General features: G+C 73.7%; 24 protein-coding genes and 1 tRNA gene. 15 read left to right on the top strand and 10 right to left on the bottom strand.

The genetic code is table 11. The features are described 5' to 3' along the window. The first annotated feature begins 122 nt into the window (after positions 1-122). Positions 123-404, top strand: coding sequence for an HU family DNA-binding protein (locus OG403_RS14130; protein WP_145905962.1), 282 nt, complete (start codon positions 123-125; stop codon positions 402-404). A 137-nt stretch (positions 405-541) separates the two neighbouring features. Continuing rightward, positions 542-760, top strand: coding sequence for a hypothetical protein (locus OG403_RS14125; RefSeq protein WP_329564581.1), 219 nt, complete (start codon positions 542-544; stop codon positions 758-760). A gap of 157 nt (positions 761-917) precedes the next feature. Here OG403_RS14125 and murA read toward each other — a convergent pair whose 3' ends face one another. After that, positions 918-2,264: a UDP-N-acetylglucosamine 1-carboxyvinyltransferase gene (gene murA, locus OG403_RS14120; protein ID WP_329564578.1), complete on the bottom strand. Its 1,347-nt coding sequence runs from the start codon at positions 2,262-2,264 to the stop codon at positions 918-920. A 259-nt stretch (positions 2,265-2,523) separates the two neighbouring features. Here murA and OG403_RS14115 point away from each other — a divergent pair, with 259 nt between their 5' ends. Then, a complete protein-coding gene (locus OG403_RS14115; protein WP_329564575.1) occupies positions 2,524-3,093 on the top strand; it encodes a YqgE/AlgH family protein in 570 nt (189 codons plus the stop codon). Here the strand turns inward: OG403_RS14115 and OG403_RS14110 are convergent. The 5 genes from OG403_RS14110 to OG403_RS14090 are packed head-to-tail and all read right to left on the bottom strand — an operon-like array spanning position 3,086 to position 7,657. After that, positions 3,086-3,886 (bottom strand): alpha/beta hydrolase family protein, encoded by an 801-nt coding sequence (locus OG403_RS14110; protein WP_329564573.1) that lies wholly within the window; start codon positions 3,884-3,886, stop codon positions 3,086-3,088. The two genes, OG403_RS14115 and OG403_RS14110, sit on opposite strands and share 8 nt — an antisense overlap. Before the next feature lie 30 nt (positions 3,887-3,916). Further along, on the bottom strand, positions 3,917-4,684 hold the full coding sequence (locus OG403_RS14105) for a tryptophan 2,3-dioxygenase family protein (protein WP_329564570.1): 768 nt from the start codon (positions 4,682-4,684) through the stop codon (positions 3,917-3,919). After that, positions 4,681-5,622, bottom strand: a complete 942-nt coding sequence (locus tag OG403_RS14100) for a diiron oxygenase (RefSeq protein ID WP_329564568.1) — start codon at positions 5,620-5,622, stop codon at positions 4,681-4,683. Before OG403_RS14100 ends, OG403_RS14105 begins: the two co-directional genes overlap by 4 nt. After that, positions 5,619-6,869, bottom strand: coding sequence for an aminotransferase class I/II-fold pyridoxal phosphate-dependent enzyme (locus OG403_RS14095; RefSeq protein ID WP_329564566.1), 1,251 nt, complete (start codon positions 6,867-6,869; stop codon positions 5,619-5,621). The genes OG403_RS14100 and OG403_RS14095 overlap by 4 nt, the downstream gene beginning before the upstream one ends. A 2-nt stretch (positions 6,870-6,871) precedes the next feature. Further along, the gene (locus tag OG403_RS14090; RefSeq protein WP_329564564.1) at positions 6,872-7,657 is read right to left on the bottom strand and encodes an SDR family NAD(P)-dependent oxidoreductase; all 786 of its coding nucleotides are present in this window, start codon (positions 7,655-7,657) and stop codon (positions 6,872-6,874) included. 167 nt (positions 7,658-7,824) lie between these two features. Here OG403_RS14090 and OG403_RS14085 point away from each other — a divergent pair, with 167 nt between their 5' ends. The 5 genes from OG403_RS14085 to OG403_RS14065 all read left to right on the top strand — a co-directional run bounded on the left by OG403_RS14085 (position 7,825) and on the right by OG403_RS14065 (position 14,630). Beyond that, the gene (locus tag OG403_RS14085) at positions 7,825-8,103 is read left to right on the top strand and encodes a DUF3039 domain-containing protein (protein ID WP_329564562.1); all 279 of its coding nucleotides are present in this window, start codon (positions 7,825-7,827) and stop codon (positions 8,101-8,103) included. Between the two features lie 83 nt (positions 8,104-8,186). Next, on the top strand, positions 8,187-9,803 hold the full coding sequence (locus OG403_RS14080) for a beta-N-acetylhexosaminidase (protein ID WP_329564560.1): 1,617 nt from the start codon (positions 8,187-8,189) through the stop codon (positions 9,801-9,803). Positions 9,804-10,198: 395 nt separating this feature from the next. Beyond that, on the top strand, positions 10,199-11,080 hold the full coding sequence (locus OG403_RS14075; protein ID WP_329572300.1) for an FAD binding domain-containing protein: 882 nt from the start codon (positions 10,199-10,201) through the stop codon (positions 11,078-11,080). A gap of 20 nt (positions 11,081-11,100) precedes the next feature. Further along, a complete protein-coding gene (locus OG403_RS36695) occupies positions 11,101-12,324 on the top strand; it encodes a 2Fe-2S iron-sulfur cluster-binding protein (protein ID WP_442910912.1) in 1,224 nt (407 codons plus the stop codon). Next, a complete protein-coding gene (locus tag OG403_RS14065; protein WP_329564558.1) occupies positions 12,321-14,630 on the top strand; it encodes a xanthine dehydrogenase family protein molybdopterin-binding subunit in 2,310 nt (769 codons plus the stop codon). The genes OG403_RS36695 and OG403_RS14065 overlap by 4 nt, the downstream gene beginning before the upstream one ends. A 141-nt stretch (positions 14,631-14,771) precedes the next feature. On the opposite strand, the gene OG403_RS14060 is transcribed toward OG403_RS14065, so the two are convergent. Beyond that, a tRNA-Cys gene (locus tag OG403_RS14060) sits at positions 14,772-14,843 on the bottom strand. Between the two features lie 280 nt (positions 14,844-15,123). Between OG403_RS14060 and OG403_RS14055 the strand changes: the two genes are divergently transcribed. After that, positions 15,124-16,557, top strand: coding sequence for an MFS transporter (locus OG403_RS14055; protein WP_329564556.1), 1,434 nt, complete (start codon positions 15,124-15,126; stop codon positions 16,555-16,557). Positions 16,558-16,668: 111 nt separating this feature from the next. On the opposite strand, the gene OG403_RS14050 is transcribed toward OG403_RS14055, so the two are convergent. Together OG403_RS14050 and OG403_RS14045 are read right to left on the bottom strand one after the other, a co-directional pair. Then, the gene (locus OG403_RS14050) at positions 16,669-17,280 is read right to left on the bottom strand and encodes a hypothetical protein (RefSeq protein ID WP_329564554.1); all 612 of its coding nucleotides are present in this window, start codon (positions 17,278-17,280) and stop codon (positions 16,669-16,671) included. A 183-nt stretch (positions 17,281-17,463) separates the two neighbouring features. Then, on the bottom strand, positions 17,464-18,723 hold the full coding sequence (locus OG403_RS14045) for a hypothetical protein (RefSeq protein WP_329564552.1): 1,260 nt from the start codon (positions 18,721-18,723) through the stop codon (positions 17,464-17,466). 312 nt (positions 18,724-19,035) lie between these two features. Here OG403_RS14045 and OG403_RS14040 point away from each other — a divergent pair, with 312 nt between their 5' ends. Both OG403_RS14040 and OG403_RS14035 read left to right on the top strand, forming a co-directional pair. Next, positions 19,036-21,654 (top strand): phosphatidylglycerol lysyltransferase domain-containing protein, encoded by a 2,619-nt coding sequence (locus OG403_RS14040; RefSeq protein WP_329564551.1) that lies wholly within the window; start codon positions 19,036-19,038, stop codon positions 21,652-21,654. Positions 21,655-21,680: 26 nt separating this feature from the next. After that, a complete protein-coding gene (locus tag OG403_RS14035) occupies positions 21,681-22,319 on the top strand; it encodes a class F sortase (protein ID WP_329564548.1) in 639 nt (212 codons plus the stop codon). A 14-nt stretch (positions 22,320-22,333) separates the two neighbouring features. Here the strand turns inward: OG403_RS14035 and OG403_RS14030 are convergent, their stop codons facing one another. Then, positions 22,334-22,765, bottom strand: a complete 432-nt coding sequence (locus OG403_RS14030) for an SsgA family sporulation/cell division regulator (protein WP_329564546.1) — start codon at positions 22,763-22,765, stop codon at positions 22,334-22,336. Positions 22,766-22,922: 157 nt separating this feature from the next. On the opposite strand from OG403_RS14030, the gene OG403_RS14025 reads away from it, so the two are divergent. The 4 genes from OG403_RS14025 to OG403_RS14010 all read left to right on the top strand — a co-directional run bounded on the left by OG403_RS14025 (position 22,923) and on the right by OG403_RS14010 (position 26,509). Next, entirely contained in the window at positions 22,923-23,123 is a 201-nt protein-coding gene (locus OG403_RS14025; RefSeq protein ID WP_280693513.1) for a CopG family transcriptional regulator, read from the top strand. Further along, on the top strand, positions 23,120-23,509 hold the full coding sequence (locus tag OG403_RS14020) for a type II toxin-antitoxin system death-on-curing family toxin (protein ID WP_329564543.1): 390 nt from the start codon (positions 23,120-23,122) through the stop codon (positions 23,507-23,509). The genes OG403_RS14025 and OG403_RS14020 overlap by 4 nt, the downstream gene beginning before the upstream one ends. Before the next feature lie 149 nt (positions 23,510-23,658). Next, positions 23,659-25,488 carry a DEAD/DEAH box helicase gene (locus OG403_RS14015; protein ID WP_329572298.1) on the top strand — a complete coding sequence of 610 codons (1,830 nt, stop codon included), beginning with the start codon at positions 23,659-23,661 and terminating at the stop codon, positions 25,486-25,488. Positions 25,489-25,858: 370 nt separating this feature from the next. Further along, positions 25,859-26,509: an IclR family transcriptional regulator gene (locus tag OG403_RS14010; RefSeq protein ID WP_035848807.1), complete on the top strand. Its 651-nt coding sequence runs from the start codon at positions 25,859-25,861 to the stop codon at positions 26,507-26,509. Positions 26,510-26,516: the final 7 nt, after the last annotated feature.

The following is a 26,516-nucleotide window of genomic DNA, read 5'->3' as shown; positions in this document are numbered from 1 at the left end:
GGGCCCCTACCACCAGCCGCCTGAACGAGCACAGTGTGCGGACCAGCGGCCCAGCCGGGTGCCTCCGGAGGGATGACCGATGGGCCCCCGCACACCGCAACGAACAGACCACAGGAGTACACATGAACCGCAGTGAGCTGGTGGCCGCTCTGGCCGACCGCGCCGAGGTGACCCGCAAGGACGCCGACGCCGTTCTGGCGGCCTTCGCCGAGGTTGTGGGCGAGGTCGTGGCCAAGGGTGACGAGAAGGTCACCATCCCCGGTTTCCTGACCTTCGAGCGGACCCACCGCGCCGCCCGTACCGCCCGCAACCCGCAGACCGGCGAGCCGATCCAGATCGCGGCCGGTTACAGCGCCAAGGTGAGCGCCGGTTCCAAGCTCAAGGAAGCCGCCAAGGGCGTCTGATCTCCCGTGGAGCGGGGGTGGTCCGGTTCGCCGGACCACCCCCGCTCCGCTGTTTTCCGGGACCGCCCCGCCGTCCGGTGGCCGGGGCCGCGCGCTTCCTCATCATTCGCTCATCCGGCGGCTGGCAGCCTGTGGCCATGAGACACCTGTGGAAGGCGGCCGCGCTGGGCCTGGCAGCCGCCGCGCTCGGCGGCGTGCTGTACGCGCTGCCCGCCGCGGCCGAGCAGGCCCCCGCGCCGGACCGGGCGGAGCGGGGGCACGCGGCCCTGCTCCACCCCGGCAGCGAGCTGGTGCACGCCCTGCTGCGGCACCGCCACCACCCGCGCCAGGACGGCCGCCACGGGCGGCACGGGTAGCACGGGCAGTACCGAGGACCACCGGCACCCAACCCCCCCCGAGTGCCGGTGCGTGGCGAGGACACGCCTGGCGGGGTGTCTGCCACGCGGAAGGGGCCGCCCTGGCGGGGGCGGCCCCTTCAACGTTCCACAGCGCTCCGGCGGCGCTTGCGCGGCCTCAGACCGCGGCGAGCAGCGTCTGCTCGCTGGGCAGCTCCACGTGCGCGCCCAGCTCACGCAGCTTGTCCATGAAGTTCTCGTAGCCCCGGTTGATCAGCGAGATCCCGTGCACCGTCGAGGTGCCCTCGGCGGCCAGTGCCGCGATCAGGTACGAGAAGCCGCCGCGCAGGTCCGGGATCACCAGCTCGCCGCCGAGCAGCTTGGACGGGCCGGAGACCACCGCGGAGTGCAGGAAGTTGCGCTGCCCGAAGCGGCAGGGCGTGCCGCCCAGGCACTCCCGGTAGAGCTGAATGTGTGCGCCCATCTGGTTGAGCGCGGAGGTGAAGCCGAGCCGCGACTCGTAGACCGTCTCGTGCACGATCGACAGGCCGGCCGCCTGGGTCAGCGCGACCACCAGCGGTTGCTGCCAGTCGGTCTGGAAACCCGGGTGCACGTCGGTCTCCAGGGCGATCGCGTTCAGCTCGCCGCCCGGGTGCCAGAAGCGGATGCCCTCGTCGTCCACCGCGAAGGCGCCGCCGACCTTCCGGAAGGTGTTGAGGAAGGTCATCATCTCCAGCTGGCGGGCGCCGCGGACGTAGATGTCGCCCTTGGTGGCCAGCGCCGCGCAGGCCCACGAGGCCGCCTCCAGGCGGTCCGGCAGCGCCCGGTGGTTGTAGCCGCCGAGCTCGTCCACCCCGGTGATCAGGATGGTCCGGTCGGTGCCCATGGAGATGATCGCGCCCATCTTCTGCAGCACGCAGATCAGGTCGACGATCTCCGGCTCGATGGCCGCGTTGCGCAGCTCGGTGTCGCCCTCGGCGAGCACGGCGGTGAGCAGCACCTGCTCGGTGGCGCCGACCGAGGGGTAGGGCAGCTCGATCTTGGTGCCGCGCAGCCGCTGCGCGGCGGCCAGGTAGGTGCCCTGCGGGTGCTTCTCGATGCTGGCGCCGAACTGGCGCAGCACCTCGAAGTGGAAGTCGACCGGCCGGCCGCCGATGTCGCAGCCGCCCAGGCCCGGGATGAAGGCGTGGCCGAGGCGGTGCAGCAGCGGGCCGCAGAACAGGATCGGGATCCGCGAGGAGCCGGCGTGCGCGTCGATGTCGGCGACGTTGGCGCTCTCCACGTGCGAGGGGTCGAGGATCAGCTCGCCCTCCTCCTCGCCGCTGCGCACCGTGACGCCGTGCAGCTGGAGCAGGCCGCGGACCACCTTGACGTCGCGGATGTCCGGAACGTTGCGCAGTCTGCTGGGACCCTGGCCGAGCAGGGCCGCGACCATCGCCTTGGGCACCAGGTTCTTGGCGCCGCGGACACGGATCTCGCCTTCCAGCGGGTTTCCGCCGTGCACCAGCAGGACGTCGTCGGTCATCGTTCTCGCAATCCGGGGTTCGCAGCCGCGGCGACGGGGGGCGCGTCGTGACTGGGGGGAGAGAGGTAGGACCGGCGGACGTACGGCTCGGGCCGCACGGGCGCCACCTCTGGTAGATGGTAGTAGCCGCTTGAACGGTTCCCTGTCGTTCTCGTGGTGATCATGCTCTCTTAGGGTGGAAGCCGGCCACGCTGTCCGCCGGGCGGGTGAGGCGCGGCGCGGTGGAGGTTTCACCGCCTGCTGCGGGATCATGTGTTGCATGACCGCGGCCCTCTCCCACACCGGCCGGCTGCTCGTGGCGACCCCGGTGCTCACCGATCCGAACTTCGCCCGGTCGGTGGTGCTGCTGCTGGACCATGACGAGCAGGGCGCCCTCGGCGTGGTCCTGAACCGGCCGACCTCGGTGGAGGTCGGGGACGTGCTGGACAGCTGGGCCGAACTGACCGGCGCGCCCCAAGTGGTCTTTCAGGGCGGTCCGGTGGGCCTGGACTCGGCGCTCGCGGTGGCCGTGGTGCCGGGCGAGCCGGGGCCCGGGGACCCGCTCGGCTGGCGCCGGGTGCACGGCGCGATCGGGCTGGTCGATCTGGAGGCGCCGCCGCAGGTGCTGGCCGGCGAACTGGGCGGCCTGCGGGTCTTCGCCGGCTACTCGGGCTGGACACCCGGCCAGCTGGAGACGGAGATCGCCGAGGGCGCCTGGTACCTGGTGGACGCCGAGCCGGGCGACATCTCCTGCCCGCTCCCCGAGCGGCTCTGGCGCTCGGTGCTGCGCCGCCAGCGCGGCGCACTGGCGATGCTCGCCACCTACCCGGAGGACCCCACGCTCAACTGACCGGCAGCTCGGCCGGGGCCGGCCGGCCGAGCGCGGCCGTCAGGTGGGGCCAGGCCGCCGAGTCCGGGTCGATCAGCTGGAAGTGGTCGATCCGGGCCAGCTCCAGCAGGGTCACCGGCTCGCCCGCGGCCGCGGCCCGCCGCGCGTAGGCCCGGCTCATCGCGAGCGGCACCTGGCGGTCCGCGGCGCCGTGCAGCAGCGTGACGGGCACGCCGAGCGGCAGCAGCGCCGCGGGGTCGGCCGCCGCGTAGCGCTCGGGCAGCCACCGGGGCGGACCGCCGAGCAGGTCGAGCACCGCCCCCTCGCCGAGCCGCCACCGCGCGCACAGGTCCAGGCAGCTGCAGCCGGCCAGTGCGACCACCGCGTCCGGGACCCGGGCGGTGTGCCAGGGCGAGTCGTCGGGCAGCCGGCGGCGTCCGGCCGCCCAGAGGGCCAGGTGCCCGCCCGCCGAGTGGCCGACCAGCGTGGTGTGCCCGGTCACCGGGTGGGGCAGCGGCCCGGCCAGCAGGTCCAGCGCGGCCGCCACGTCGTCGAAGGTGTCCGGCCAGCCCGAGCGCCGGTACTCGGGGATCGCGACCAGGTGCCCGGCAGCGGCCAGCGCGTTGGCCAGCGGGCCGGTGTGCGCGCGGTCGTACTCCGGTCGCCAGAAGCCGCCGTGCAGCAGCACCAGCAGCGGAGCCGGCCCGCTGCCGGGGGGTACCCGCAGGTCGACCAGCTGGTCCGGATGGTCGCCGTAGCGCAGCGTGTGGTCCACCGGCGGGGCCGGGCGGGTCAGGATCTCGCGGCTGTCCATGGGCTGGCCCTCTCGGCGCGGACGGGTGGGTCACAACCGGCTGCGGCACTCCCACAGCTCCGGATAGAGCCGTTCGCCCGACCGGGCCGCCAGCTGGTCCGCGCCCGAGCTGCCGCCGGTGCCCGGGCGGCGGCCGATCTGCCGCTCCACCACCAGCAGGTGCCGGGCCCGCCAGAGCGACCAGGCCTGGTCGTGGTCGAGCAGCGCCTCGGCCAGCTCGCCGAGCTCCGGGCTTCGCCGGTCCCGGGCCGCGGTGGCCAGCGCGGTGCGACGCTGTTCGACCGTCAGCACCGGGAAGCCGGCCGCGGCGAGCAGCGAGACGAAGCCGTCCCAGAGCGTGGGCTCGATGGCCCGCCGCTCCAGCCGGGCGCGTTCGAGGGGGGTGAGCCAGTCCAGGGCGTCGAGCCGGTGCGTCGCGGTGGCCCCGGAGAGCAGCTCCACCTCGTGGAACTGCGCCGACTGCGCGCCGCTGGCACCGCCCAGCACGCTCCGGAAGGCCAGGAACGCGCCCGGGGCCAGGGTGTCCAGCAGTTCGATGGTGCTCAGCAGGGTGCGCTCGATCTCGCGGCAGCGGCGCAGGGCCAGGCGGGCCTGCTGCGGCTCACCGGCGAGCATCAGGTCCCGGGCCGTGCCGAGGTCGTCGAGCAGCAGCTTGAACCAGAGTTCGTGCACCTGGTGCACGGCGATGAAGAGCAGCTCGTCGGTGCCCTGCGCAGCGCCGTGCGGCAGTTGCTGGGCGAGCAGCTGATCGAGCCTCAGGTACTGCCGGTAGGTCAGGGCACCGGTGGTGGTGGTCATGGTCCTTCGTCCACTTCGTAGAGTCCGCGGGCGGCGAAGGCCTCCCGGACACCGGGCAGGTCAAAGGCTCCGACCGAGGCGCACAGCCGCAGCGTCGATCGGGAGATCTCCGAGATCCGGTTCGCGCCGGTGCTCGGCGCGAAGCAGTCCGCCAGGACGGCGCGGGTGGTGTCCGCGTCGAGGCCGGCCAGCCGCAGCGAGTCCGCGACCGGGCCGAGGTCCCAGCGCAGCGCCGCGTGGATCAGGTCGGGCAGGGCCAGCGCGGCGCGGCGGCGCAGCTGCGGGGTCAGACCGGCCCACAGCTCCTGGAAGAAGGCGGCGAAGAACCGGTGGTGGCGGCCCTCGTCCTTGGCGTGGTCCCGCATCAGGTCGCGGACCGGGCGGACCACCGTGGTGTCGTTCGGCACCTCGTTCAGCACGGCGGTGATCAGCGTCTCGAAGACCACGGCCTGCAGCAGGCCCGCCAGCTCGGGCTGGTCCGGCAGCGGTTCGCGGGCCGCGACGGCCAGCTGCTCGACGAAGCCGCCGTAGTCCCGGACGGGGATCGGGATGCCGGTGACGGTGGCGATCTGGTCGGCCAGGTCCAGGCTGTAGAGCGCGTGGTAGCCCTCGTCGCAGTAGACCTTGAAGGCGTCCTGGCGCAGCGCGGTGGTCAGCGGCAGGCCGGTACGGCCGTTGGCGATCGGCTCGGCCGCCCGGTTGACCACCCGGGTCTCCAGATGGGTGGTGGCGATCAGGAACTGGTAGAGGTGGCGGATGGTCAGCTCGCGCCGCCGCTCGGGGGGCAGTGCGCGGACCGCCTCGTGCGCCAGGTGCGGGACCAGGGCCTCGGGGAAGAAGACCAGCCCCTGCTCGGCGCCCTCGTGGAACATCCGGCGCACCCCGGTGCGCACGCCCGCGCTCTCGTACCAGCGGTCCAGCGGTCCGGGGGCGCTCACGACGGGGTCCGTTCCAGCAGGCCGGCCCGGTCGGCGGGCCGGGGGAGGGTGGCGAGTCGGGCCACCGCTTCGGCCACCACCGCCGGGTCCAGCGGGTGGCAGAGCCGGAACCAGCCGGGCTCGGGGCTGTGGAACGCCTCGCCGGGCATGATGTTGACCTTCAGCCGGTCGAAGACGGTGCGCCAGAGCCGCCGCTCGCCGTCGAAACCGGGTTCGGGCAGCCGGTCGCGCAGGTCGAGCCAGAGCGAGCAGCCGGCCTCGGCGGGCAGGTGGCGCAGGCCGTGCCGGTCGAGCTCGGCGGCGGCGGCCGTGTAGGAGGCGGCCAGTCGCCGGCGGCTCTCGGTGAGGAAGCCGGCCGTCCGCCCGGGGTCGGCGAGCAGCTGGGCCAGGAAGGCCTGGGTGCCGGTGGAGACCGGGGCGAAGTAGGCCAGCGCGCGGGCGGCGGCGAGCACCTCGGGGTCGGTGGTGTGCAGCACCCCGACCTTGTAGCCGGGCAGGCCGAAGTCCTTGGCGAAGCCCCAGACGGTGTGCAGCCGGGCACCGCCGACCGCCTCCAGGGCGGTGAACGGCTCGGCGCCGAAGACCGAGTGGGCGTAGATCTGGTCACCGATCAGGTCGACCCCGTGCGCGGCGGCGAGCGAGGCCAGCTCGCGCAGCCGGCTCGCCGGGTGGACCTGCCCCAGCGGGTTGGACGGCGAGGCGAGGGCGATCGCGCGGACCGTCACGCCCGCCCGGCGGGCCCGGTGCAGGGCCTCCTCGACCGGCCCGGTCCGCAGCGCGAAGCCGTCGTCGGCGGCGAGCGGGACCGGGATCAGCCGGGCACCGGAGCGGCCGCCCAGGTCGGTGTCGAAGGCGCCGTAGTAGGGGGCGGGCAGCACGATCGCCTCGCCCGGGTCGCAGAGCGCACTGGCGATCACGTCCAGCGCGGCGGTCGCGCCGCTGACCAGCACCAGGTGTTCGGGGTCGACCGGCGCGCGGTAACCGGTGCTGAGCAGCTCGGCGATCCGCTCGCGCAGGGCCGGGGTGCCGTGCAGCGGGGCGTAGCGGGTGTCGGCCGCGGTGAACGGGGGCGCCTGGGCCGCGAGCTCGGTGAGCAGGTCGCCGAGCAGCCGGTTCTCGGCGGTGCCCAGGTTGAGGTAGCCCCCGGGGGCCCGGGTCGGGTGGTAGGGGTGGGCCTCGGCGCTGAAGTGCGCCTCGGCGATGGCGGGGGCGGCGGCGACCAGCGCGGCCGCGGTGCGGGAGACCATGGTCACACCCCCTGACCGGTGAGCAGGCCGGGGTGCACGCCCAGGCCCATGGACGCGTCGATCACCGCACCGTGCAGCGGGCCGGAGTGGGCGGAGGCCAGCCACCAGATCAGCTCGGCGATCTCCGCGGGGTCGATCAGCCGGCTCTGCGGCAGGCGTTTGACCAGTTCGGCCCGGCTCTCCGAGGTGAGCGGGTCGAGGGTGCTCTGCTCGAACATGCCGGTCTCCACGGCACCGGGGCAGAGGGCGAAGACGTCGACCGGCTGGTGGGTCAGCTCGGCGGCCAGCTGCCGGGTCAGCTGGCCGAGGGCGGCTTTGCTCATCCCGTCGGCCAGCCGGAAGCCCGGGAACGTGGCCACGCCGCCGCCCACGCTGGAGACGTTGATGATCTTGCCGCCGCCGTCCCGCAGCATCTGCGGCAGCAGTTGCTGGGTGAGCCAGAGCGGGCCGAGCGCGTTGATCCGCAGCAGCGCCTCGTCCCGTTCGTGGTCGCTGCGGCCGGCGTGGTGGGCGACGGTGGCGGAGCCGACCGCCGCGTTGTTGACCAGGACCTGCACCGGCCCCGGCAGCCGGCCGAGCAGCCGTCGGTGGTCGGTCCAGTCGCCCTGGTCGAAGGGGAAGGCCCGAGCCATGCCGGGGTGCTCCCGGTCGGTCTCGGCGACGATGGCCCGGGCCCGGTCGGCGCCGCGGCGGTAGGTGAACCAGACCTGGTCGCCGCCGTGGACGAAGCGTTCCACGCAGGCCCGGCCGATACCCGCCGAGCCTCCGGTGATGAGTACGTTGCGCACCTGCTTGACGCCCCTTCCCGGACGCGGCTGCCTTGCGGGCAGCGGCGGGAGCTGCTGTGACAGACGTTGTCAAATTTTCTGACCGGACACAAGGGTCGGAGGTGACGTGGTGGGGTGGGTGCGGGGTGGGGCCCGTTTCCGGCGGCGCCCCCATAGACTTGGCGCCTATGAGCACTCTTGAGCCCGAGCGCGGCCTCGGCACCGGCACCCTGGTCGAGCCCGTCCCCCAGGTGTCCAACGGCGACGGCGACCACGAGCGCTTCGCGCACTACGTCCAGAAGGACAAGATCATGGAGAGCGCGCTCTCCGGCTCCCCGGTGGTCGCGCTCTGCGGCAAGGTCTGGGTGCCCGGGCGCGACCCCAAGAAGTACCCGGTCTGTCCGATGTGCAAGGAGATCTTCGACGGCATCGAGCCGGCCGGCGGGGACGACAAGAAGAAGAAGTAGCCGGCCGCGCCCCGGCGCGGCGGATCGCCGTGGTTCCTGCAGTGGTCTATGCCAATCCGGGCTGCCCGGGGCAGGATGGCCGGATGGACCTGATCCCCGCGCCGATCGCCGTTCGCCGTGCCGCCCCCGGCGGTGCCCCGGGCCTGTCGCTGGATCCGGCGAGCACGCTGGCCGGTGCGGCCGGGACCGAGGACGCCGAGCGCTGGTTGCGCTCGGTGCTCGGCGCGGCCACCGGCCTGGCGCTGCCCCGGGCCGCGGACCCGGTGCTCGGGCTGCGGCTGGATCCGGCGCTGGCGCCCGAGGAGTACCGGCTCGCGGTCGACGCCGAGCGCGCCCGGATCACCGCGGGCGGCCCGGCCGGTGCGCACTGGGGTGCCCAGACCCTGCGTCAGCTGCTCGGCCCCGATGCCTACCGGCGGGCCCCGCTGCGGCGCACCGGCTGGCAGCTGCCGGTCTGCGAGATCGCCGACGCGCCCCGGTTCGGCTGGCGCGGCGTGCTGCTCGACGTCGCCCGGCACTTCCTGCCGCTCGCCGACCTGCTGCGGTTCGTGGACCTGCTGGCCGCGCACAAGCTCAACGTGCTGCACCTGCACCTCACCGACGACCAGGGCTGGCGCTTCGAGGTCCGGCGCTACCCCCGGCTCACCGAGGTGGGTGGCTGGCGCGAGCGCTCGATGGTCGGCTACCGCACCGGCAACCGGCGCGACGACCGGCCGCACGGCGGCTACTACACCCAGGACGACCTGCGCGAGCTGGTCGCCTACGCGGCCGACCGCGGGATCACCGTGGTGCCCGAGATCGACCTGCCGGGCCACACCCAGGCGGCGATCGCGGCCTACCCCGAGCTGGGCAACACCGACGTGGTGGACACCCGCGCGCTGGGGGTGTGGACGGACTGGGGCGTCAACCCCAACGTGCTGAACGCCTCCGAGGCCACGCTCGCCTTCTTCGAGGGGGTGCTGGAGGAGCTCCTGGAGGTCTTCCCGTCCGAGTACGTGCACCTGGGCGGCGACGAGTGCCCCAAGGAGCAGTGGCGGGCCAGCCAGGCGGCGCAGACCCGGATCAAGGAGCTGGGCCTGGCGGACGAGGACGGTCTGCAGAGCTGGATGATCGGCCACTTCGACAGCTGGTTGACCGCTCGCGGCCGCCGGCTGATCGGCTGGGACGAGATCCTGGAGGGCGGTCTGGCCCCGCGCGCGGCCGTCGCCTCCTGGCGGGGGTACGCGGGCGGAGTGGCCGCCGCGCGGGCCGGGCACCCGGTGGTGATGTGCCCCGAGCAGCACGTCTACCTCGACCATCGGCAGTCCGACGGGCCCGACGAGCCGGTCCCGATCGGCTTCAGGCGCAGCCTCGCCGACGTCTACCGCTTCGAGCCGGTGCCCTCGTCACTGGATGAGGTGAGTGCCGGTCAGGTGATCGGCACCCAGGCCAACCTGTGGAGCGAGTTCGCCGACGACTCCCGGGACCTCGACTACCGGGCCTTCCCCCGGCTCGCCGCCTTCGCCGAGGTCGCCTGGTCGCCGCTGCCGCGTGATCCGGCCGCCCGCGACCTGGCCGACTTCGAGCGGCGGATGCGCACCCACTACGCGCGCCTCGACGCGATCGGCGTCGCCTACCGGCCGCCGGCCGGCCCGCACCCGTGGCAGCGGCGCCCCGGAGTGGCCGGTCGCCCGTTGCCGGGGCCGCCGCCGCAGGTCTGACGTCCGGTCCGGGCGGGCGCGGTGTCGCCCCCGGGCCGGGCTGATGGGTCGTCAGTCGAACAATGTGATCATCCGGGAACCTTTGCCTGGCGTGCGGCGTCAAAACCAGGTGAACATCCGGTCTCATTTGTGGGGGATCTGCCCGAAAAGCGACCGGATCGTCCGGGACCCCGAGGGCGATCACGGTGCTCGGTGTGCCAGAGTTGCCCGACCCGGTGGGCTGCTTCTGTTCGGCAGCCCGGGCCCGTACGCTACGGGCGGCACCGCAGACCTGCGGTGCGGGAGGAAAGGGTCGGCCCGGAGCCGGCCGACGCGGCTGACCGCGGGCCCGAGCGCCGGCCCGGCAGCGGCCGAAGAGACTGGAGCACGGTGGGATCCTGGTGAACCGGACGATCATGCTGCCGACCTCCCTCGACGAGGCCGTCGAGGCTCTGGGTGCCAGTCCCGCCGCCGTCCCGGTGGCCGGTGGGACCGACCTGATGGAGGCCGTCAACGCCGGACGGCTGCGCCCCGGCGCGCTGGTGGGCCTGGGCCGGATCACCGAACTGCGCGGCTGGCGCTACGAGGACGGCGGCACCGCCGTGCTCGGCGCGGGCCTGACCCTGGCCCGGATGGACCGCCCGGACTTCGCCGCGCTGATCCCGGCCCTGGCCGACGCCGCGCGCACCGCCGGCCCGCCGCAGACCCGCAACGTCGGCACGCTGGGCGGCAACATCGCCACCGCCGCGCCGAGCGGCGACACCCTGCCGGTGCTGGCCGCGCTGGAGGCGGTGGCCACCCTGGCCCGGACCGGTGGCACCCGCGAGGTCCCGGTCAGCCACCTGCTCACCGGCGTCGACCCGATCCGGCCGGGCGAACTGCTCAGCTGGGTGCGGGTTCCGCTGCTGCACGCGCCGCAGGTCTTCCTCAAGGCCACCGGGCGCAGCGGCCCGTCCCGCGCGATCGCCTCGGTGGCGCTGGTGCTCGACCCGGCCCGGCGCGCGGTGCGCTGCGCGGTCGGCGCGGTGGCACCGGTGCCGCTGCGACCGCTGGAGGCGGAGGCCTGGGTGGCGGGCTGCGTCGACTGGGACGCCCGGGGCGAGGAGGGCGCGCAGGCGATCGACCCGGCCGCCGCCGCCGCGTTCGGCGAGTACGTCGCCGCCGCCTGCGTGCCCGACGGCTACGGGGCTGACGCCTCGTCGGCGCTGCTGGCCGAGGGGCCGACGGCAGCCGCCGCGCGGCTACGGCGTACCGTGGCGGTGCTGGCCCGCCGGGCACTGGGAAGGGCACTGAAGTGACGGCCGAGGTGACCGCCGACATGGCGCACGAACCGACGAACCACCCTGTCCACCTGGGCGACGGACGTCCCACCACGTCCTACACGCTGCGGGTGAACGGCTTCGAACGGCCCGTCACCGATGCCTGGATCGGCGAGAGCCTGCTCTACGTGCTGCGGGAGCGGCTCGGCCTGGCCGGCGCCAAGAACGGCTGCGAGCAGGGCGAGTGCGGGGCCTGCTCGGTGCAGGTGGACGGCCAGCTGGTGGCGGGCTGCCTGGTGCCGGCGGCGCTCGCGGCGGACAGCGAGATCAACACGGTGGAGGGCCTGTCGGCCGGCGGCTCGGCCAGTGACGTGCAGCAGGCGCTGGCCGAGTCGGGCGCCGTGCAGTGCGGCTACTGCACCCCCGGGATGGCGATGGCGGTGCACGATCTGCTGCAGCGCAACCACCGGCCGAGCGAGGTGGAGGCCCGCCAGGCGCTGTGCGGCAACCTCTGCCGGTGCACCGGCTACCGCAGTGTGCTGGCCGCCGTGCAGACCGTCGCGGACGCCCGGGGAGCGGCGCTGCTGGAGGCCGAGCAGGCGGCAGAGGCTGACGCGCCGTCGGAACCGCGGCAGCAGGCTCCCGCGCAGGCCGAGGAGCAGGTCGCGCCCGCGGTGCCGGCCGAGCCGCTCGACCTGCCGGTCTACCAGGACGCCTGGACCGAGACCGCCACCGCCGGCGAGGTGCCGCTGTTCGGCTCCGACGGCGGCTGGATCAGCGCGGACCCGATGCCCGCCGCCGAGCAGCCGGGCGCGACCGCCGCCGGCACCGGCCTCGGGGTGATGCCCGCTCAGGGCTACACCGGCTACGAATCCACCGGCTACGACCCCGCCGGCTACGGCCCTGGCACGGTGTACGACCCGGGAGCCAGCTACGAGCCCACCCCCGCGCACGGCACCGCCGTACCGGGCGCGCCGTTCGAGAGCACCCCGGCCCACGGCACGCCGTACGAGCCGACGCCCGCGCACGGCGTGCCGTACGACGCCACGCCCGCGCACGGCACCGACTACCAGGCCGCGCCGCCCTACGCCGCCGGCCCGTACGCCGCCGCGCCCTACCCGGGCACCGCCTACGACGGCGTCGCCTACCAGGGCACCCCGGCCCACGGGATCCCGGTCCCGGCCAGCCCGTTCGACGGCACGGTCTACGAGACCGCCCCCGGCACGCCCGAGGCGGGCACCCCCGCCCACGGCCTCCTCCTCCCCGAGGACGACCACGCATGACCGCGCCCACCGACCCGACCGCCGCCACCGACACCGCCGACGAGGCCACCGCCGAGCCGGCCGAGCGCCCGTTCGGCCTGGGCAGCTCGCCGCTGCGCACCGACGCGCTGCCCAAGGCGCTCGGCATCTACCCGTACGCCGCCGACCTGTGGGCCGAGGGGCTGCTCTGGGGTGCGGTGCTGCGCTCGCCGCACCCGCACGCCCGGATCGTCTCGATCGACACCTCGGGCGCGCTGGCGATCCCCGGTGTGCACGCGGTGCTGACCGCCGCCGACCTGCCCGCGCCCGGCACGCCCGGTGCCCGCCCGGTGCTGGCCGCCGAGGTGGTCCGCCACCAGGGCGAGCCGGTGGCCGCGGTGGCCGCCGACCACCCGGACACCGCGCGGCTGGCCGCCGCCGCGATCGCGGTCGAGTACCAGCTGCTCGACGCGCTCACCGACCCCGAGCAGGCCTTCCACGGCCCCGCGCTGCACCCCGACGGCAACCTGCTGCGCCACCTGCCGCTACGCACCGGCGACCCCGAGGCGGTCGGCGAGGTGGTGGTCGAGGGCCTCTACCAGGTGGGCCGTCAGGACCCGGCGCCGATCGGGGCCGAGGCCGGCCTGGCCGTGCCGCGCCCGGACGGCGGCGTCGAGCTGCACCTGTCCTCCACCGACCCGCACGGCGACCGCGAGCGCACCGCCGCGTGCCTGGGCCTGGAGGCGGACCGGGTGCGCCTGGTGGTCACCGGCGTGCCCGGTGCCACCGCCGACCGCGAGGACCGCTCCTTCCAGGCCACCCTGGCGCTGCTGGCGCTGCGCACCGGGCGCCCGGTGAAGATGACGCTGACCCGCGAGGAGTCCTTCCAGAGCCACGCGGCCCGGCACCCGGCGCTGCTGAGGTACCGCCACCACGCCGACGCGCAGGGCAAGCTGGTCAAGGTCGAGGCGCAGATCCTGCTGGACGGCGGTGCCTACGCGGACGTCTCGGCGGAGGTGCTGGCCGCCGCCACCGCCTTCTCGGTCGGCCCGTACATCTGCCCGAACGTCTTCGTGGACGCCTGGGCGGTGCGCACCAACAACCCGCCGGCCGGGCGGATGCGCGGCGAGGGCGCGCTGCAGTCCTGCTTCGCGTACGAGTCGCAGCTCGACCTGCTGGCCGCCCAGCTGGGCCTGGACCCGCTGGAGATCCGCCGCCGCAACGTGCTGGCCACCGGCGACGCGCTGCCCACTGGACAGGCCGTCACCTGCCCGGCCCCGGTGGCCGCGCTGCTCGACGCGGTGGCCGAGGTGCCGCTGCCCGCCCTGCCGCTGGACGAGCCCGACACCGACTGGCTGCTGCCCGGCGGTCCCGGCGGCGCGGGCGATCCGGCGGCGGTGCGCCGCGGCATCGGCTACGCGGTGGGCATGGTGCACATGCTCGGTGCCGAGGGCGCGGACGAGGTCTCCACGGCCACCGTGCGGGTCAGCGGCGACCACGCGACGGTGATCTGCGCGGCGGTCGACGCCGGTCAGGGCTTCGCCACCCTCGCCCGCCAGATCGTGCAGTCGGTGCTCGGGGTGACCGAGGTCTACGTCGCCCCGGTGGACAGCGACCAGTCGATCGCCGGCCCCTCGGCCCGCGGCCGGCACACCTGGGTCTCCGGCGGCGCGGTGGAGAAGGCCGCGCTGATGGTCCGCCACCAGCTGCTCGCGCCGATCGCCGCCGACTTCGGCATGTCGGTGGAGCTGCTCTCGATCGCCGACGGCAAGATCACCTCGTACGACGGCGTGCTCGGCATGCCGATCACCGAGGCGCTGGAGGGCAAGGAGCTCTGGGCCACCGCCCAGTGCCGTCCGCACCCCACCGAGCCGCTGGACGAGGCCGGGCAGGGCGACGCCTTCGTCTCGATCGCCTTCTGCGCGATGCGCGCGGTGGTGGACGTGGACATCGAGCTCGGCGCGGTCCGGGTGGTCGACGTGACGGTGGCCCAGGACGTGGGCCGCGCGCTGAACCCGGGGCAGATCGAGGACCGGATCGAGGCGGGGGTCGCCCAGGGCGTGGGTCTGGCGCTGCTGGAGGACCTGCGCAGCACCGGCGGCCTGCTGCTCAACCCCTCCCTCACCGGCTACCGCCTGCCCACCGCCCTGGACACCCCCGAGGTGCGGATCGCCGCGCTGCTCGAGGAGCGTGACGTGGTGGCCAGCTTCGGCGCCAAGGCGGTCAGTGCCGCCCCCGCGGTGGTCGCCCCGGCCGCCGTGGCCGCCGCCGTGCGGGCCGCCACCAACCTGCCGATCGGCCGGCTGCCGATCCTGCCGGAGGACGCGGTGGTGGTCCTGCCGGTCTGACCGGCAGGCTGTTCCGGTAACCGCAGAAAAAGCAGAACAGCGGAAACGCGGGAACGCAGGAATTCAGGAATGCGAAAAAGGAAATGGCCGGTCGGCGAGTTGTCGCGGACCGGTCGTTTCCTTTTTCGCAGTCGTACGGGGAGGCCATGACGGGAATCGAACCCGTGTACACCGCTTTGCAGACGGTTCCCTAAGCCACTCGGGCACACGGCCGGGCGACGGGCCCACAGGGGCCCCTCGGGTCAAACGTGGCAAGGGCGACAACAGGAGCGGGCGATGTGCGTGGTCTGGCCGGTCATCGCGGACTCCTCTCGTTGTCGGTCCTTTTGCGGCGGTCATTCCGTCGTGCTTTCGTTATTCAGTCTGGCGGGCGCCGCGTGGTGCGTCAATAGCCGAATGTGACGGGCGGATGAAGTCCTACGACCATGGTCGGAGGTCGCTCGGGCCTTCAGGTCAGGAGTCAACTGGCAAATCGGCACTTACCATGACAGGCATGACCACAGCCGCGAAGACCTCGACGACCCCGGCCGTACCGGCCGACGACGGCACGGACGGCGTGCTGGGCGCCCGCTACCGGGCGCTGACGCTGGGGATCGTCTCGGTGGTGCTGCTGCTCGCCTTCGAGGCGACCGCCGTCAACACCGCGATGCCGGTGGCGGCCCGTCAGCTGCACGGGCTCGGGCTGTACGCGTTCGCCTTCTCCGGGTACTTCACCAGCACGCTGTTCGCGATGGTGCTCTCCGGGGAGTGGTGCGACCGGCGCGGCCCGGTGCTGCCGCTGTTCGCCGGGATAGGGGTGTTCGCGGGCGGTCTGGTGGTGGCGGGGACGGCGGGCAGCATGTGGCTCTTCGTCGGCGGGCGGGCGATCCAGGGGCTGGGCGGCGGCCTGGTGATCGTCGCGCTCTACGTGGTGGTCGGTCGGGCGTTCCCCGAGCGGCTGCGGCCGTCCGTCTTCGCGGCGTTCTCGGCGGCCTGGGTGCTGCCCTCGATCGTCGGTCCGGTGGTGTCGGGCGCGGTGACCCAGCACCTGGGGTGGCGCTGGGTGTTCCTGGCCGTCCCGGTCCTGGTGGTGCTGCCGCTGGCGGTGATGGGCCCGGCGCTGCGGCGGGCCGAACGGCGGCAGCCGCAGGCGCCGGGTGGTGCGCTGAACCGGCGGCGGATCGGGCTCGCCGCGATGGCCGCGCTCGGGGCCGGGCTGCTGCAGTACGCGGGGGAGCGGCTGGATCTGCTGGGGCTGCTGCCGGCCGTGGCGGGCGTCGGGCTGCTGGTGCCGGCGGTGCTGCGGCTGCTGCCGTCCGGCACGCTGCGGGCCGCGCGCGGCCTGCCGACGCTGATCCTGCTGCGCGGAGTGGCGGCCGGCGCCTTCTTCGCCGCCGAGGCGTTCATCCCGCTGATGATGGTGACCCAGCGCCACCTCTCGCCGACCCTGGCCGGGCTGACCCTGACCAGTGGCGGACTCTCCTGGGCGCTGGGGTCCTGGCTGCAGGGCCGCCCGGGTGCCGAGCGCCACCGGGAGCGGCTGATCCGGCTGGGCTTCCTGCTGACCGCGCTGGCCATCGCCGGCGCCGCCCTCGTCCTGCTCCCGGCCGCGCCCACCTGGACCGCCGCCGTGGCCTGGGCCTTCGGCGGCATCGGCATGGGCCTGTCGATCGCCAGCATCAGCGTGCTGATGATGAAGGTCTCCCCGCCCGAGGCGGCCGGCGCCAACTCGGCCTCGCTGCAGATGTCCGACGCGCTCGGCAACGTGCTGCTGGTCGGCCTGGCCGGGGTGCTCTTCACCGCGCTCGGCGGCGGCGCGGTGGCCGCCGCGAACGTGGCCGGTACCGGGAGCGGGGCGCGGACCGGACTCGCCGCGATCTTCCTGACCATGACCGCCGTCGCCCTGCTCGGCGCGGCGCTGGCCGGCCGGGTGCGGCCGCGGAGCTGACGCCGCGCCGGCCGCGGACGGCGAGGAGGCCGACCCGGTGGGAGCGGAGCGCCGGTGGCGACGCGCGCTCCGGGTCGGCCTCCTCGTGCGCCTGTCCCGGGTGACGGCCGGTCAGGAGGAGGAGCGCCGCCGGCGCAGCTGGTGGTAGCAGGCGGCGCCGGCGGTGGCCAGCAGGGTGGCGCCGGCCACCGTCTCGGGGACGTTCGGGCCGGTGCTGCCGCCGAGGCCCGCGTGGGTGGGGCCCTGCGGGCCGGGGCCGCCCGGACCGGCGGGGCCTCCGGGCTGCTCGCTGTGGGCGGGCGGCTGGTGGTCCGGCTGGGGCTGCTGGTCGGGCTGCGGCTGGTGGTCCGGGTGGCCGCTGTCGTGCACGGTCAAGGTGCTGGTCACCTGGCTCTTGCTCACCGTCGTGCACTGGATCGTGACGTCGTAGACGCCGGGCCTGGCGTGCTCCGGCACCTGGGCCATGGCGCCCATCAGGCCGCGCAGCGAGCCGAGCTTGACGCTCGGGATGTCCTGGCCCGCCGTGGCGCCCTGCTCGTGCGAGCGGAAGACCGCCTGGCCGCCCGCACTGTCGCAGTTGCCCCCGTCGAAGACCGCGAACTGGCCGCCGGGTGAGACCGGGTCGGGTTCGATGATGACCGGGTTGGCGGCGGCCGGGCCGGCCGCGCCGAGGCCGAGGGCCAGGGCCAGCAGCCCGGTGGCGGCGAAGTGACGAGCGCGCATGGTGCATCTCCGAGGACGCGGCCACGGGGCTGGCCCCGCGGGAGAGTAGGAGAAACCGTGTCCTGGGATCCAGGGGACGGTTCCGGCCGGTGGTGCGCATCCGCACCAAGCCGTTGCGCGGGGCCGAAAACCGGCAGCTACCTGGGGTGATGCCGGCTCACCCCGGGTAGCGCCGAACGGGGGTCAGTGCGCGCCGAGGAAGCTGGACCAGCCGCCGGCCGGCGCCTCGCCGACCGCCAGCGACTGCAGCTTGCGCAGCACCGCCGGGTCCTGCACCTCGAGCCACTGCACCAGCTGGCGGAAGGAGACCAGCCGCACCTCGGGCCGGTCCACGATGGTCTTCAGGACCTCCTCCACCGCGTTCATGTAGATGCCGCCGTTCCACTGCTCGAAGTGGTTGCCGATGTACATCGGCGCGCGGTTGGTGCTGTACGTCCGCTCGAAGCCGGCCAGGTAGGAGTCCCGGGCCTGCTTCTGCCAGGCGGCGCGCATCGAGGGGTCGCCGTGGGTGTTGTCGCCGCACTGGTTGAACATGATGTTGTAGTCCATCGAGAGCACCTGGAAGGTGTGCCCGGGGAACGGGATGGACTGCAGCGGCATGTCCCACAGCGCGCCGCCCTGGATCTTCTGCGGCCAGACCTGGAGACCGCCCGGCCCGCTGGTGTCGTACTTCCAGCCGCGGGCCGCCGCGGTCGGCAGCAGGCCGCGCTGGCCCTCCAGGCAGGGGGTCCGGCCGCCGATCAGCTCCTTGCGGTAGTCGAAGGGCAGCGCGGGCAGGTCGGTGAAGCCGGTGTTGGTCTTCCAGTTCATGACGAAGGACATCGCCTGCTCGATCTCGCTGTCCCAGTCCTCGGGGGACCACTTGCCGCCGCCGTTGGCGCCGCAGAAGTGGCCGTTGAAGTGGGTGCCGATCTCGTGGCCGTCCAGCCAGGCGGCGCTGATCTGGCTCAGCGTCTCGTGGATGTGCTGGTCGCTCAGGTAGCCGATGTCGGAGGCGCCGATGTGGTGCTGCGGCGGGTGGTAGAGGTCCTTCTTGGACTCCGGCAGGGTGTAGATCCCGCTCAGGAAGAAGGTCATCGAGGCGTCGTGGTCCTTGGCCAACTGCCGGAACCGGGAGAACAGCCGGTCGTCCAGCTCGCCCGCGCCGTCCCACGAGAAGACCACGAACTGCGGTGGCCGCTCGCCCAGTTCGAGCGGGACCGGCTGCGGCTGGCCGGGCTGCGGACCGGTGTCGGAGGTGGAGCCGTCGCCGATCAGGGTGGTGGGGGGCTTGGCCGGGGTGCTCGGGGAGTCGGCCGAGGCCGAGGCGGTGCCGCTCGGGATCGGCGCGGCCCCCGCCGCATCGGCCTTGCCGGTGGTGCCGGGGCGGGCGCAGCCGGCCGCCACCGTCGCGGCGGTGGCGGCACCGGCGGTGAGCAGGGTCCGGCGGGACAGCGGGTCCATACATCACTCCAGTTCGGGCGGTTCGGTCGGAGCAGACCCGGTCTGCGCCGGTGGGCGGTGCGGGCCGGCGCGGTCGGCGGCGGCGGTGGCCCAACGGCGAGGCGACGCGCGGCTTGTGACGAAGAGTCCGCTGAAAGGCCGTTATGGGCGATTTGTCCAACAGCATGGCACGCTACTCGCCGCTCCAGCGGGATGGCGATGGCGCAACGCCCGTTAGATGGAGCGGCACGGCGTGTCGAGGTGCGTCGGACCCGAAAGATCATCAGATTGGACGCAGGCTGCGGGGAGCGCGGCGGGGAGGAGACCGGCGCCATGTGGGACTCGCTGGAGCACGCCTATCACTCCCGCATCGTCGAACCCGGACGGGAAGCGCTCTTCCTGCTGCTGGTCGGCCTGATCGCCGCCTTCCTCCTCATCCGGTTCAGCACCCGGATGATCAGGCGCGGCACCCCCTGGTGGCCGGGCAACGTGACCCCGGGCGGTCTGCACATCCACCACGTGGTCTTCGGGCAGGCCATGATGCTCATCGCCGGCATCGGCGGCTTCACCTACCACGGCTCCCAGGGCGCGGTGCGTGACGTCCTGGGCTTCACCTTCGGGGCGGGCTGCGGGCTGGTGCTGGACGAGTTCGCGTTGGTGCTGCACCTGCAGGACGTCTACTGGAGCGAGCAGGGCCGCAAGTCGGTGGACGCGGTGATCCTGGCGATCTCCGTGATCGCGCTGCTGCTGCTCGGCCAGCTGCCGCTCGGCGGCTTCTCCGGCAGGCTCTCGGTCGGGCAGCTGGCCGTGGCCGTGGTCCTGCTGGTCCTGGTGGTGGTCAGCCTGCTCAAGGGCAAGCTGTGGACCGGGCTGATCGGCGTCATGCTGCCGCCGCTCGCGGTGGTCGGCGCGATCCGGCTGGCCCGGCCCGGCAGCCCGTGGGCCCGCTGGCGCTACCGCAGCCGGCCCAAGCGGCTGGCCCGGGCCGAGCGGCGCGAGGCCCGGGTGCACCGGCGGGCGACGGCGTTCAAGGTGAAGGCCTACAACCTGCTGGCCGGCGCCCCGGACCAGGCGCCGGCCACCGAACCCACGGCGTTGCCCGCTCCCGAGCCGCTGCCCGCGCCGGTCGCCGCCCCCGCGCCCGCGCCGGTGCCGGCCCCCGTGCGTCCGCTGGCCCCCTGGCGACGGCGCTGCGCCGTCTTCGCGGAGTGGTACCTGCGGATCGCCGCGCTGCTCAACCTGCTGGCCGGCCTGATCGCACCGTTCCGCGACCGGGTGCAGCGGGCCAACACCGGCGACTTCTTCACCCCGGTGCTGGTCACCGCCGGCTTCACCGCCGCGCTCTTCGCCGCCCTGCTGGCCGTGATGCTGCGCCGCCGCAAGCGGGCCGCCTGGATCGTCGCCACCGCGGTGGTCGCGCTCTACGCGCTGCTCTTCGGCCTGGCGCTGGGGCTGCTGCCGGAGGACCGGGCGCATCCGTTCAACTGGGTCTCGGCCGTGCTCACCGTGCTGCTGCTGGCCGCGCTGCTGGCGAGCAGGCCGGCGTTCCACGCCCGGGGCGCGCGCGGCAACCTGCCGCTGGGCCTGTCCGTGCTGCTGATCGGCGGGGTGCTGGTGACCTCGCTGGGCGCGCTGCTGGTGCGGCTGGGCACCGAGCCGCAGGCGGGCTGGGGCGACTCCTTCGGCTACGCGCTGGTGCGGCTGTTCACCGTCTCCGGCTTCGGCCAGGTGACCTCGCAGGTCGCCGTCAACCGCTGGGCCGACCTGACCATCAACGTGCTCGGAGCCGCGCTCTTCCTGCTGGTGCTGCGGGTCTTCTTCCGCTCCCCGCAAGGGCGGGTGCACCTGGAGCCGCAGGACGAGCGGCGGCTGCGCGCGCTGCTGGAGCGGCACGGCGCCCGCGACTCGCTCGGCTACTTCGCGCTGCGCCGCGACAAGTCGGTCTGCTGGTCGCCGTCCGGCAAGGCGGCGGTGCTCTACCGGGTGGTCAACGGCGTGGCGCTGGCCTCCGGCGATCCGATCGGCGACCCGGAGGCCTGGCCGCAGGCGATCGAGGGCTGGCGGGAGCTGGCCCGGGCGAACGCCTGGGTGCCGGCCGTCACCGGCGCGGGCGAGCAGGCCGGCACGATCTACCGGCGGGTCGGCCTCAAGGCCCTGGAGTTCGGCGACGAGGCGATCGTCGAGGTGGCCGACTTCAGCCTGGAGGGCCGCAGCATGCGCACCCTGCGCCAGGCCCACAACCGGGTCCGCAAGGCCGGCTACCGGGCGGTGATCCGCCGGCACCGCGACATCCCCGAGGCGGAACTGGCCGAGCTGGTGCACCTGGCCGACGCCTGGCGGCACGGGCGCACCGAGCGCGGCTTCTCGATGGCGCTGGGCCGGCTCGGCGATCCGGCCGACGGCGACTGCGTGATGGTCGAGTGCCGGGACGAGAACGACCGCACCTGCGCGCTGCTCAGCTTCGTGCCCTGGGGCGCGCACGGCCTCTCGCTGGACCTGATGCGCCGTGACCGGGAGTCGGAGAACGGGCTGGTCGAGTTCCTGGTCACCGAACTGCTGCTGAGCGCCTCGGCCGGCACCCTGACGGTCACCCGGGTCTCGCTGAACTTCGCGATGTTCCGCTACGTCTTCGAGCAGGGCGCCAAGCTGGGCGCCGGGCCGGTGCTGCGGCTCAACCGGGCGGTGCTGCGCTTCCTCTCCAGGTGGTGGCAGCTGGAGTCGCTGTACCGGGCCAACGCCAAGTACCAGCCGGTCTGGGAGCCGCGCTTCGTGCTCTACGAGAAGTCCTCCGAGCTGCCCACCATCGCGGTGGCGAACGGGCTGGCCGAGGGGTTCCTGGTGCGGCCCAGGCTGCTGGGCGTCGGCGCGCGCCGGCGGGCCGGCGACCCTCACTCGTCCGGCGGCGCAACCGCTGCGGGGGAGCGTGGCGCCGGATTGGCTGGGCGCAGGTGATGGCCGATCGGTGAACGGGAGTCGGCGTGAGCGGGCGGAGGAGCCCCTGGTCGGGGGCGGTGGCGCTGGGGGCGACGGTGGTGGTGGGGGCCTGGCTGGTACACGACGGCACGCACGGCACGCTGCCGCCCGCCCCGTCCGCCGGGCAGGCGTTCGCCGACGGCGCGATCCGCCCGGCCGGGCTCAGCGGCACCCCGATGGCCCGCTCGGTACCGGTGCGGATCAGCATCCCGGCGATCGGGGTGAACGCCCCGGTGACCGGGGTCGGCCTGGACGGCTCGGGCCACCTGGCCACCCCGCCGGACCGCGAGCGCAACCTGGCCGGCTGGTACCAGGGCGGGGTGACGCCGGGCCAGCGCGGCACCGCGCTGCTGGTCGGCCACGTGGACACCACCGCGGGACCCGCGGTCTTCTACCCGCTGGGCGCCCTGCGCCGCGGCGAGCGGATCGACGTGGTGCGGGCCGACGGCAGCACCGCCTGGTTCGTGGTCGACGCGATCGAGGTCTACGACAAGACCGCCTTCCCCGACCACCGGGTCTACGGCCGCGCCCCCGACCCGCAGCTGCGGCTGATCACCTGCGGCGGCGGTTTCACCAAGGGGCGGGGCTACCACGGCAACGTCGTGGTGTACGCGCATCTGACGGGCCATCGGGGCGCGGCGTGAGGCGCCCGTAGCGCTCACCGCAGCAGTTCGGCCAGCGCCCGGTCGGCGTCCAGGTGGCGGCCCTCCTCGCCGTCCGGCACGCACCGGTAGCTGGCGGACAGGAAGCGCCGCAGGTCGACGGCCTCGAACCGGAGCAGCGCGATGCCCTCGGCGGCCCGCAGCTCGACCATCGTGTAGGGCCCGCGGGAGGGGCGGATGTGCACGTCCCCGAGGCCGGCCGGCAGGTTCAGCCCGGCGGCCAGCAACTGCCGGGCGAACACCCAGACCACCTCGGCCCCGGGCTGCGGGCCGAGCGGCTCGTCCAGCGAGTACTCGCAGGGGAAGACCATCCGCACCGCGAGCGGGTCGTCGGCCCGGTAGCACAGGGTCGCGCGCAGGCCGGTGGAGCAGTGCCCGGAGAGGATCAGGCGGGCGTGGACGGCGTGCTCGACGGTGGCGCTGCGCATGGGGGCTCCTCTGGGGGTCGGGACGGGCCTGCGTGAGGAGAGAGTGGGGTGGGGGCGGGGGATTACGCGGGTTCGGCGGGGCGAACGGGTGATCTGAGTCACATGGGGCGTTGGAATTCTGGTACCAGATTGGCCCCATGCGAGTAGTCTCGAAGGCATGGCAATGAACCTTCGTCTCCGGGACGACCAGGCAGAGGCCCTGAAGCAGCGAGCCGAGCAGGAGGGGACCAGCATGAACGCGATAGTGGTCAAGGCGGTGGACGACTACCTGGCCCGGACCGCCCAGCAGGCCCTGGTGCGCGAGACCGCGCTCAAGCAGGCCGCGAAGTGGCGTGAGCTGATGGAGCGGCTCAAGTGAGCTACCTGTACCTCTCTGCCGAGGACGTCCTGGCGATCGCGGCGGCTGCCTGTGACGACATGCAGATCGTCGTGCGGGATATCGGCCTGCTGGAGTCGGCGGCCCACCGGCCCACTGCCGAGATGTTCGGCCAGGAGGCGTATCCGGACCTCTTCGACAAGGCGGCGGCCCTGCTGCAGTCGCTGGCGATCAACCACCCGCTCTTCGATGGCAACAAGCGCACCGCGTGGCTCTCCTGCGTCACCTTCCTGGCGATCAACGGAGTCGAGCTGGTGCCGGACATCGATGCCGCCGAGGAACTGGTGATCGCCGTCGCGACCGGTGAGCTGGAGGAGATCAAGACGATCTCCCACGGACTGCGTGCGCTCTACCCGGAGCGTCCCTGATCCCTCCGTGTCGGCCCTGCGAGCCCCGTCCGGCCCGGTAGGCTAGGCGGGTTGTCCGATCGCCTGCCGACCGCGGGTCATGGCCGCTGTACCGCCCTGACCTGCGATGATCCCCCTCGGAGACCGTGAGTACTGCCGCCTCTTCCGCCATGTCGCCGCTGTTCTCCGACGCCGTCGAGCCGCATCAATCGGCCCGGCCCTCGGGTGCCGCGGCGGGAGCGCACCACCTGTCGCCGGCCTTCCCCGGCCGTGCCCCCTGGGGGACGGCCGGCAAGCTGCGGGCCTGGCAGCAGGGGGCGCTGGACCGGTACATCGAGAAGCAGCCCCGGGACTTCATGGCCGTCGCGACCCCCGGCGCCGGTAAGACCACCTTCGCCCTGACGCTGGCCTCCTACCTGCTGCACAACCACCTGGTGCAGCAGGTCACGGTGGTCGCGCCGACCGAGCACCTGAAGAAGCAGTGGGCCGAGGCCGCGGCGCGGATAGGCATCAGGCTGGACCCGGCCTACTCCTCGGGTCCGCTGTCGAAGGACTACCACGGCATCGTGGTCACCTATGCGGGCGTGGGCGTCAACCCGATGCTGCACCGCAACCGCACCGAGGCGCGCAAGACGCTGGTGATCATGGATGAGATCCATCACGCCGGCGACTCCAAGTCCTGGGGCGAGGCCTGCTTCGAGGCCTTCGAGCCGGCCACCCGGCGGCTCGCGCTGACCGGGACGCCGTTCCGCTCGGACACCAACCCGATCCCGTTCGTCCAGTACGAGCAGGACACCGACGGGCTGCGCAAGTCGGTGGCCGACTACACCTACGGGTACGGGCACGCGCTGGCCGACCACGTCGTGCGCCCGGTGATCTTCCTCTCGTACAGCGGCAACATGCGCTGGCGCACCAAGTCCGGCGACGAGCTGGAGGCCCGGCTCGGCGAGCCGATGACCAAGGACCTGATCGCCCAGGCCTGGCGCACCGCGCTGGCCCCGCAGGGCGAGTGGATCCCGAACGTGCTGCGGGCCGCCGACAAGCGGCTGACCGAGGTGCGCAAGGCGATCCCGGACGCCGGCGGGCTGGTGATCGCCACCGACCAGAACGCGGCCCGCGCCTACGCCAAGATGATCCGCGAGATCACCGGGTGCAAGGCCACCCTGGTGCTCTCCGACGAGAGCGAGGCCTCCCAGCGGATCTCCGACTTCTCGGCCGGCGACGACCGCTGGATGGTCGCGGTCCGGATGGTCTCCGAGGGCGTCGACGTGCCGCGCCTGGCGGTCGGCGTCTACGCCACCTCGATCTCCACCCCGCTCTTCTTCGCCCAGGCGGTGGGCCGCTTCGTGCGTGCCCGCAAGCGCGGCGAGACCGCCTCGGTCTTCCTGCCCTCGGTGCCGATGCTGCTCGGCTTCGCCAACGAGATGGAACTGCAGCGCGACCACGTGCTGGACCGCCCGAAGAAGGAGGGGGACGGCCTCTTCGACGAGGAGGACCGGCTGCTCGCCGAGGCCGAGCGGGCCAACGACGGACCGGACGGGGCGGGCGGCGAGGAGCTCTCCTACGAGGCGATCGGCTCGGACGCGGTCTTCGACCGGGTGCTCTACAACGCCATGGAATTCGGCATGCAGGCGCACCCGGGCAGCGAGGAGGAGGAGGAGTACCTCGGCATCCCCGGCCTGCTCGAGCCGGACCAGGTGCACCTGCTGCTGCAGAAGCGCCAGACCCGGCAGATCCAGCGCTCCAAGGCCAAACCGGCCGAGGAGGCCGACCTGATCGAACTCCCGGCCGAGCAGCGGCCGGTGATCACCCATCAGGAGCTGCGCGACCTGCGCAAGGAGCTGAACGGTCTGGTCGCCGCCTGGCACCACCGGACCAACCAGCCGCACGGCACCATCCACAACGAGCTGCGCCGCCAGTGCGGCGGACCGCTCACCGCGCAGGCGACCGCCAACCAGCTGAAGGCGCGGATCGCCAAGGTCAAGGAGTGGGCCCGGTGAGCGCCCCGTTTAACAGCTCACTGGGAATTCACTGAAGGGCGGCTGAGGGCCCCCGCTGTCCGGAGTCCGGACCCGGGGTGCCCGGCCGCCCGGGATGGGCCGGGGGAATGGGGTCAATTGCCCGGATTGGTGCGGATCAAAATAAACGATCATGCCCGAATTTTGGACAACCACTTCCGTCCCGGCGAATCAGTTACTACCTTTCCCCCACGCTCTCTCGTAGGCACGACCTCCGACCGGAGCGCGCAGGGTGGCCACGACGATGACGACGAGGTCGGCCCCGCCGCGTCCACCACACCTGCACGCGACACCACCAGCGCGGTCCGGCCAGTGCCGAGTCCGCCGACCGCCGCGGAAAGGAAAGCGTGTCGTGACCGCCGAGACCTCTCAGACCCTCGACCGCGGAGTGCGGGTACTCAAGCTGCTCGCCGACTCCGAGCGCGGGCTCACCGTGACCGAGCTGGCCGCCCGGCTCGCCGTCAACCGCACCGTCGTCTACCGCCTGCTGGCCACCCTGGAGCAGCACGGACTGGTCAGACGCGACATCGGCGGCCGGGCCCGGGTGGGCCTGGGCGTGCTGCGCCTGGCCCACCGGGTGCACCCGCTGCTGCGCGAGGCCGCGCTGCCCGCGCTGCGCAGCCTGGCCGAGGACCTCGGCGCGACCGCCCACCTGACCCTGGTGGACGGTACCGAGGCGCTCGCCGTGGCCGTGGTCGAGCCCAGCTGGACCGACTTCCACGTCGCCTACCGGACCGGACTGCGCCATCCGCTGGATGAGAGCGCGGCCGGCAAGGCGATCCTGGAGGCCCGCAAGTTCCCCGGTCAGCGCCGACCCGAGCAGGGTTTCGTGATCACCCGGGCGGAGGAGCAGTCCGGCGCCAGCGGGGCGGCCGCCGCGCTGGTCGGGCTGAGCGGCATCGAGGGCAGCGTCGGTGTGGTGATGCTCAACGGGCTGGTGCCCGAGCGGGTCGGCCCCCGGGTGGTGGAGGCCGCGACCGAGGTGGCCGACGCGCTGCGTTGACGCGTGG

Origin of the sequence: Kitasatospora sp. NBC_01266, from assembly GCF_036242395.1 — a bacterium.
GTDB lineage: Bacteria > Actinomycetota > Actinomycetes > Streptomycetales > Streptomycetaceae > Kitasatospora.
Note: the sequence above shows the minus strand (reverse complement) of the source record. Positions and strands in the feature narration are given on the sequence as shown.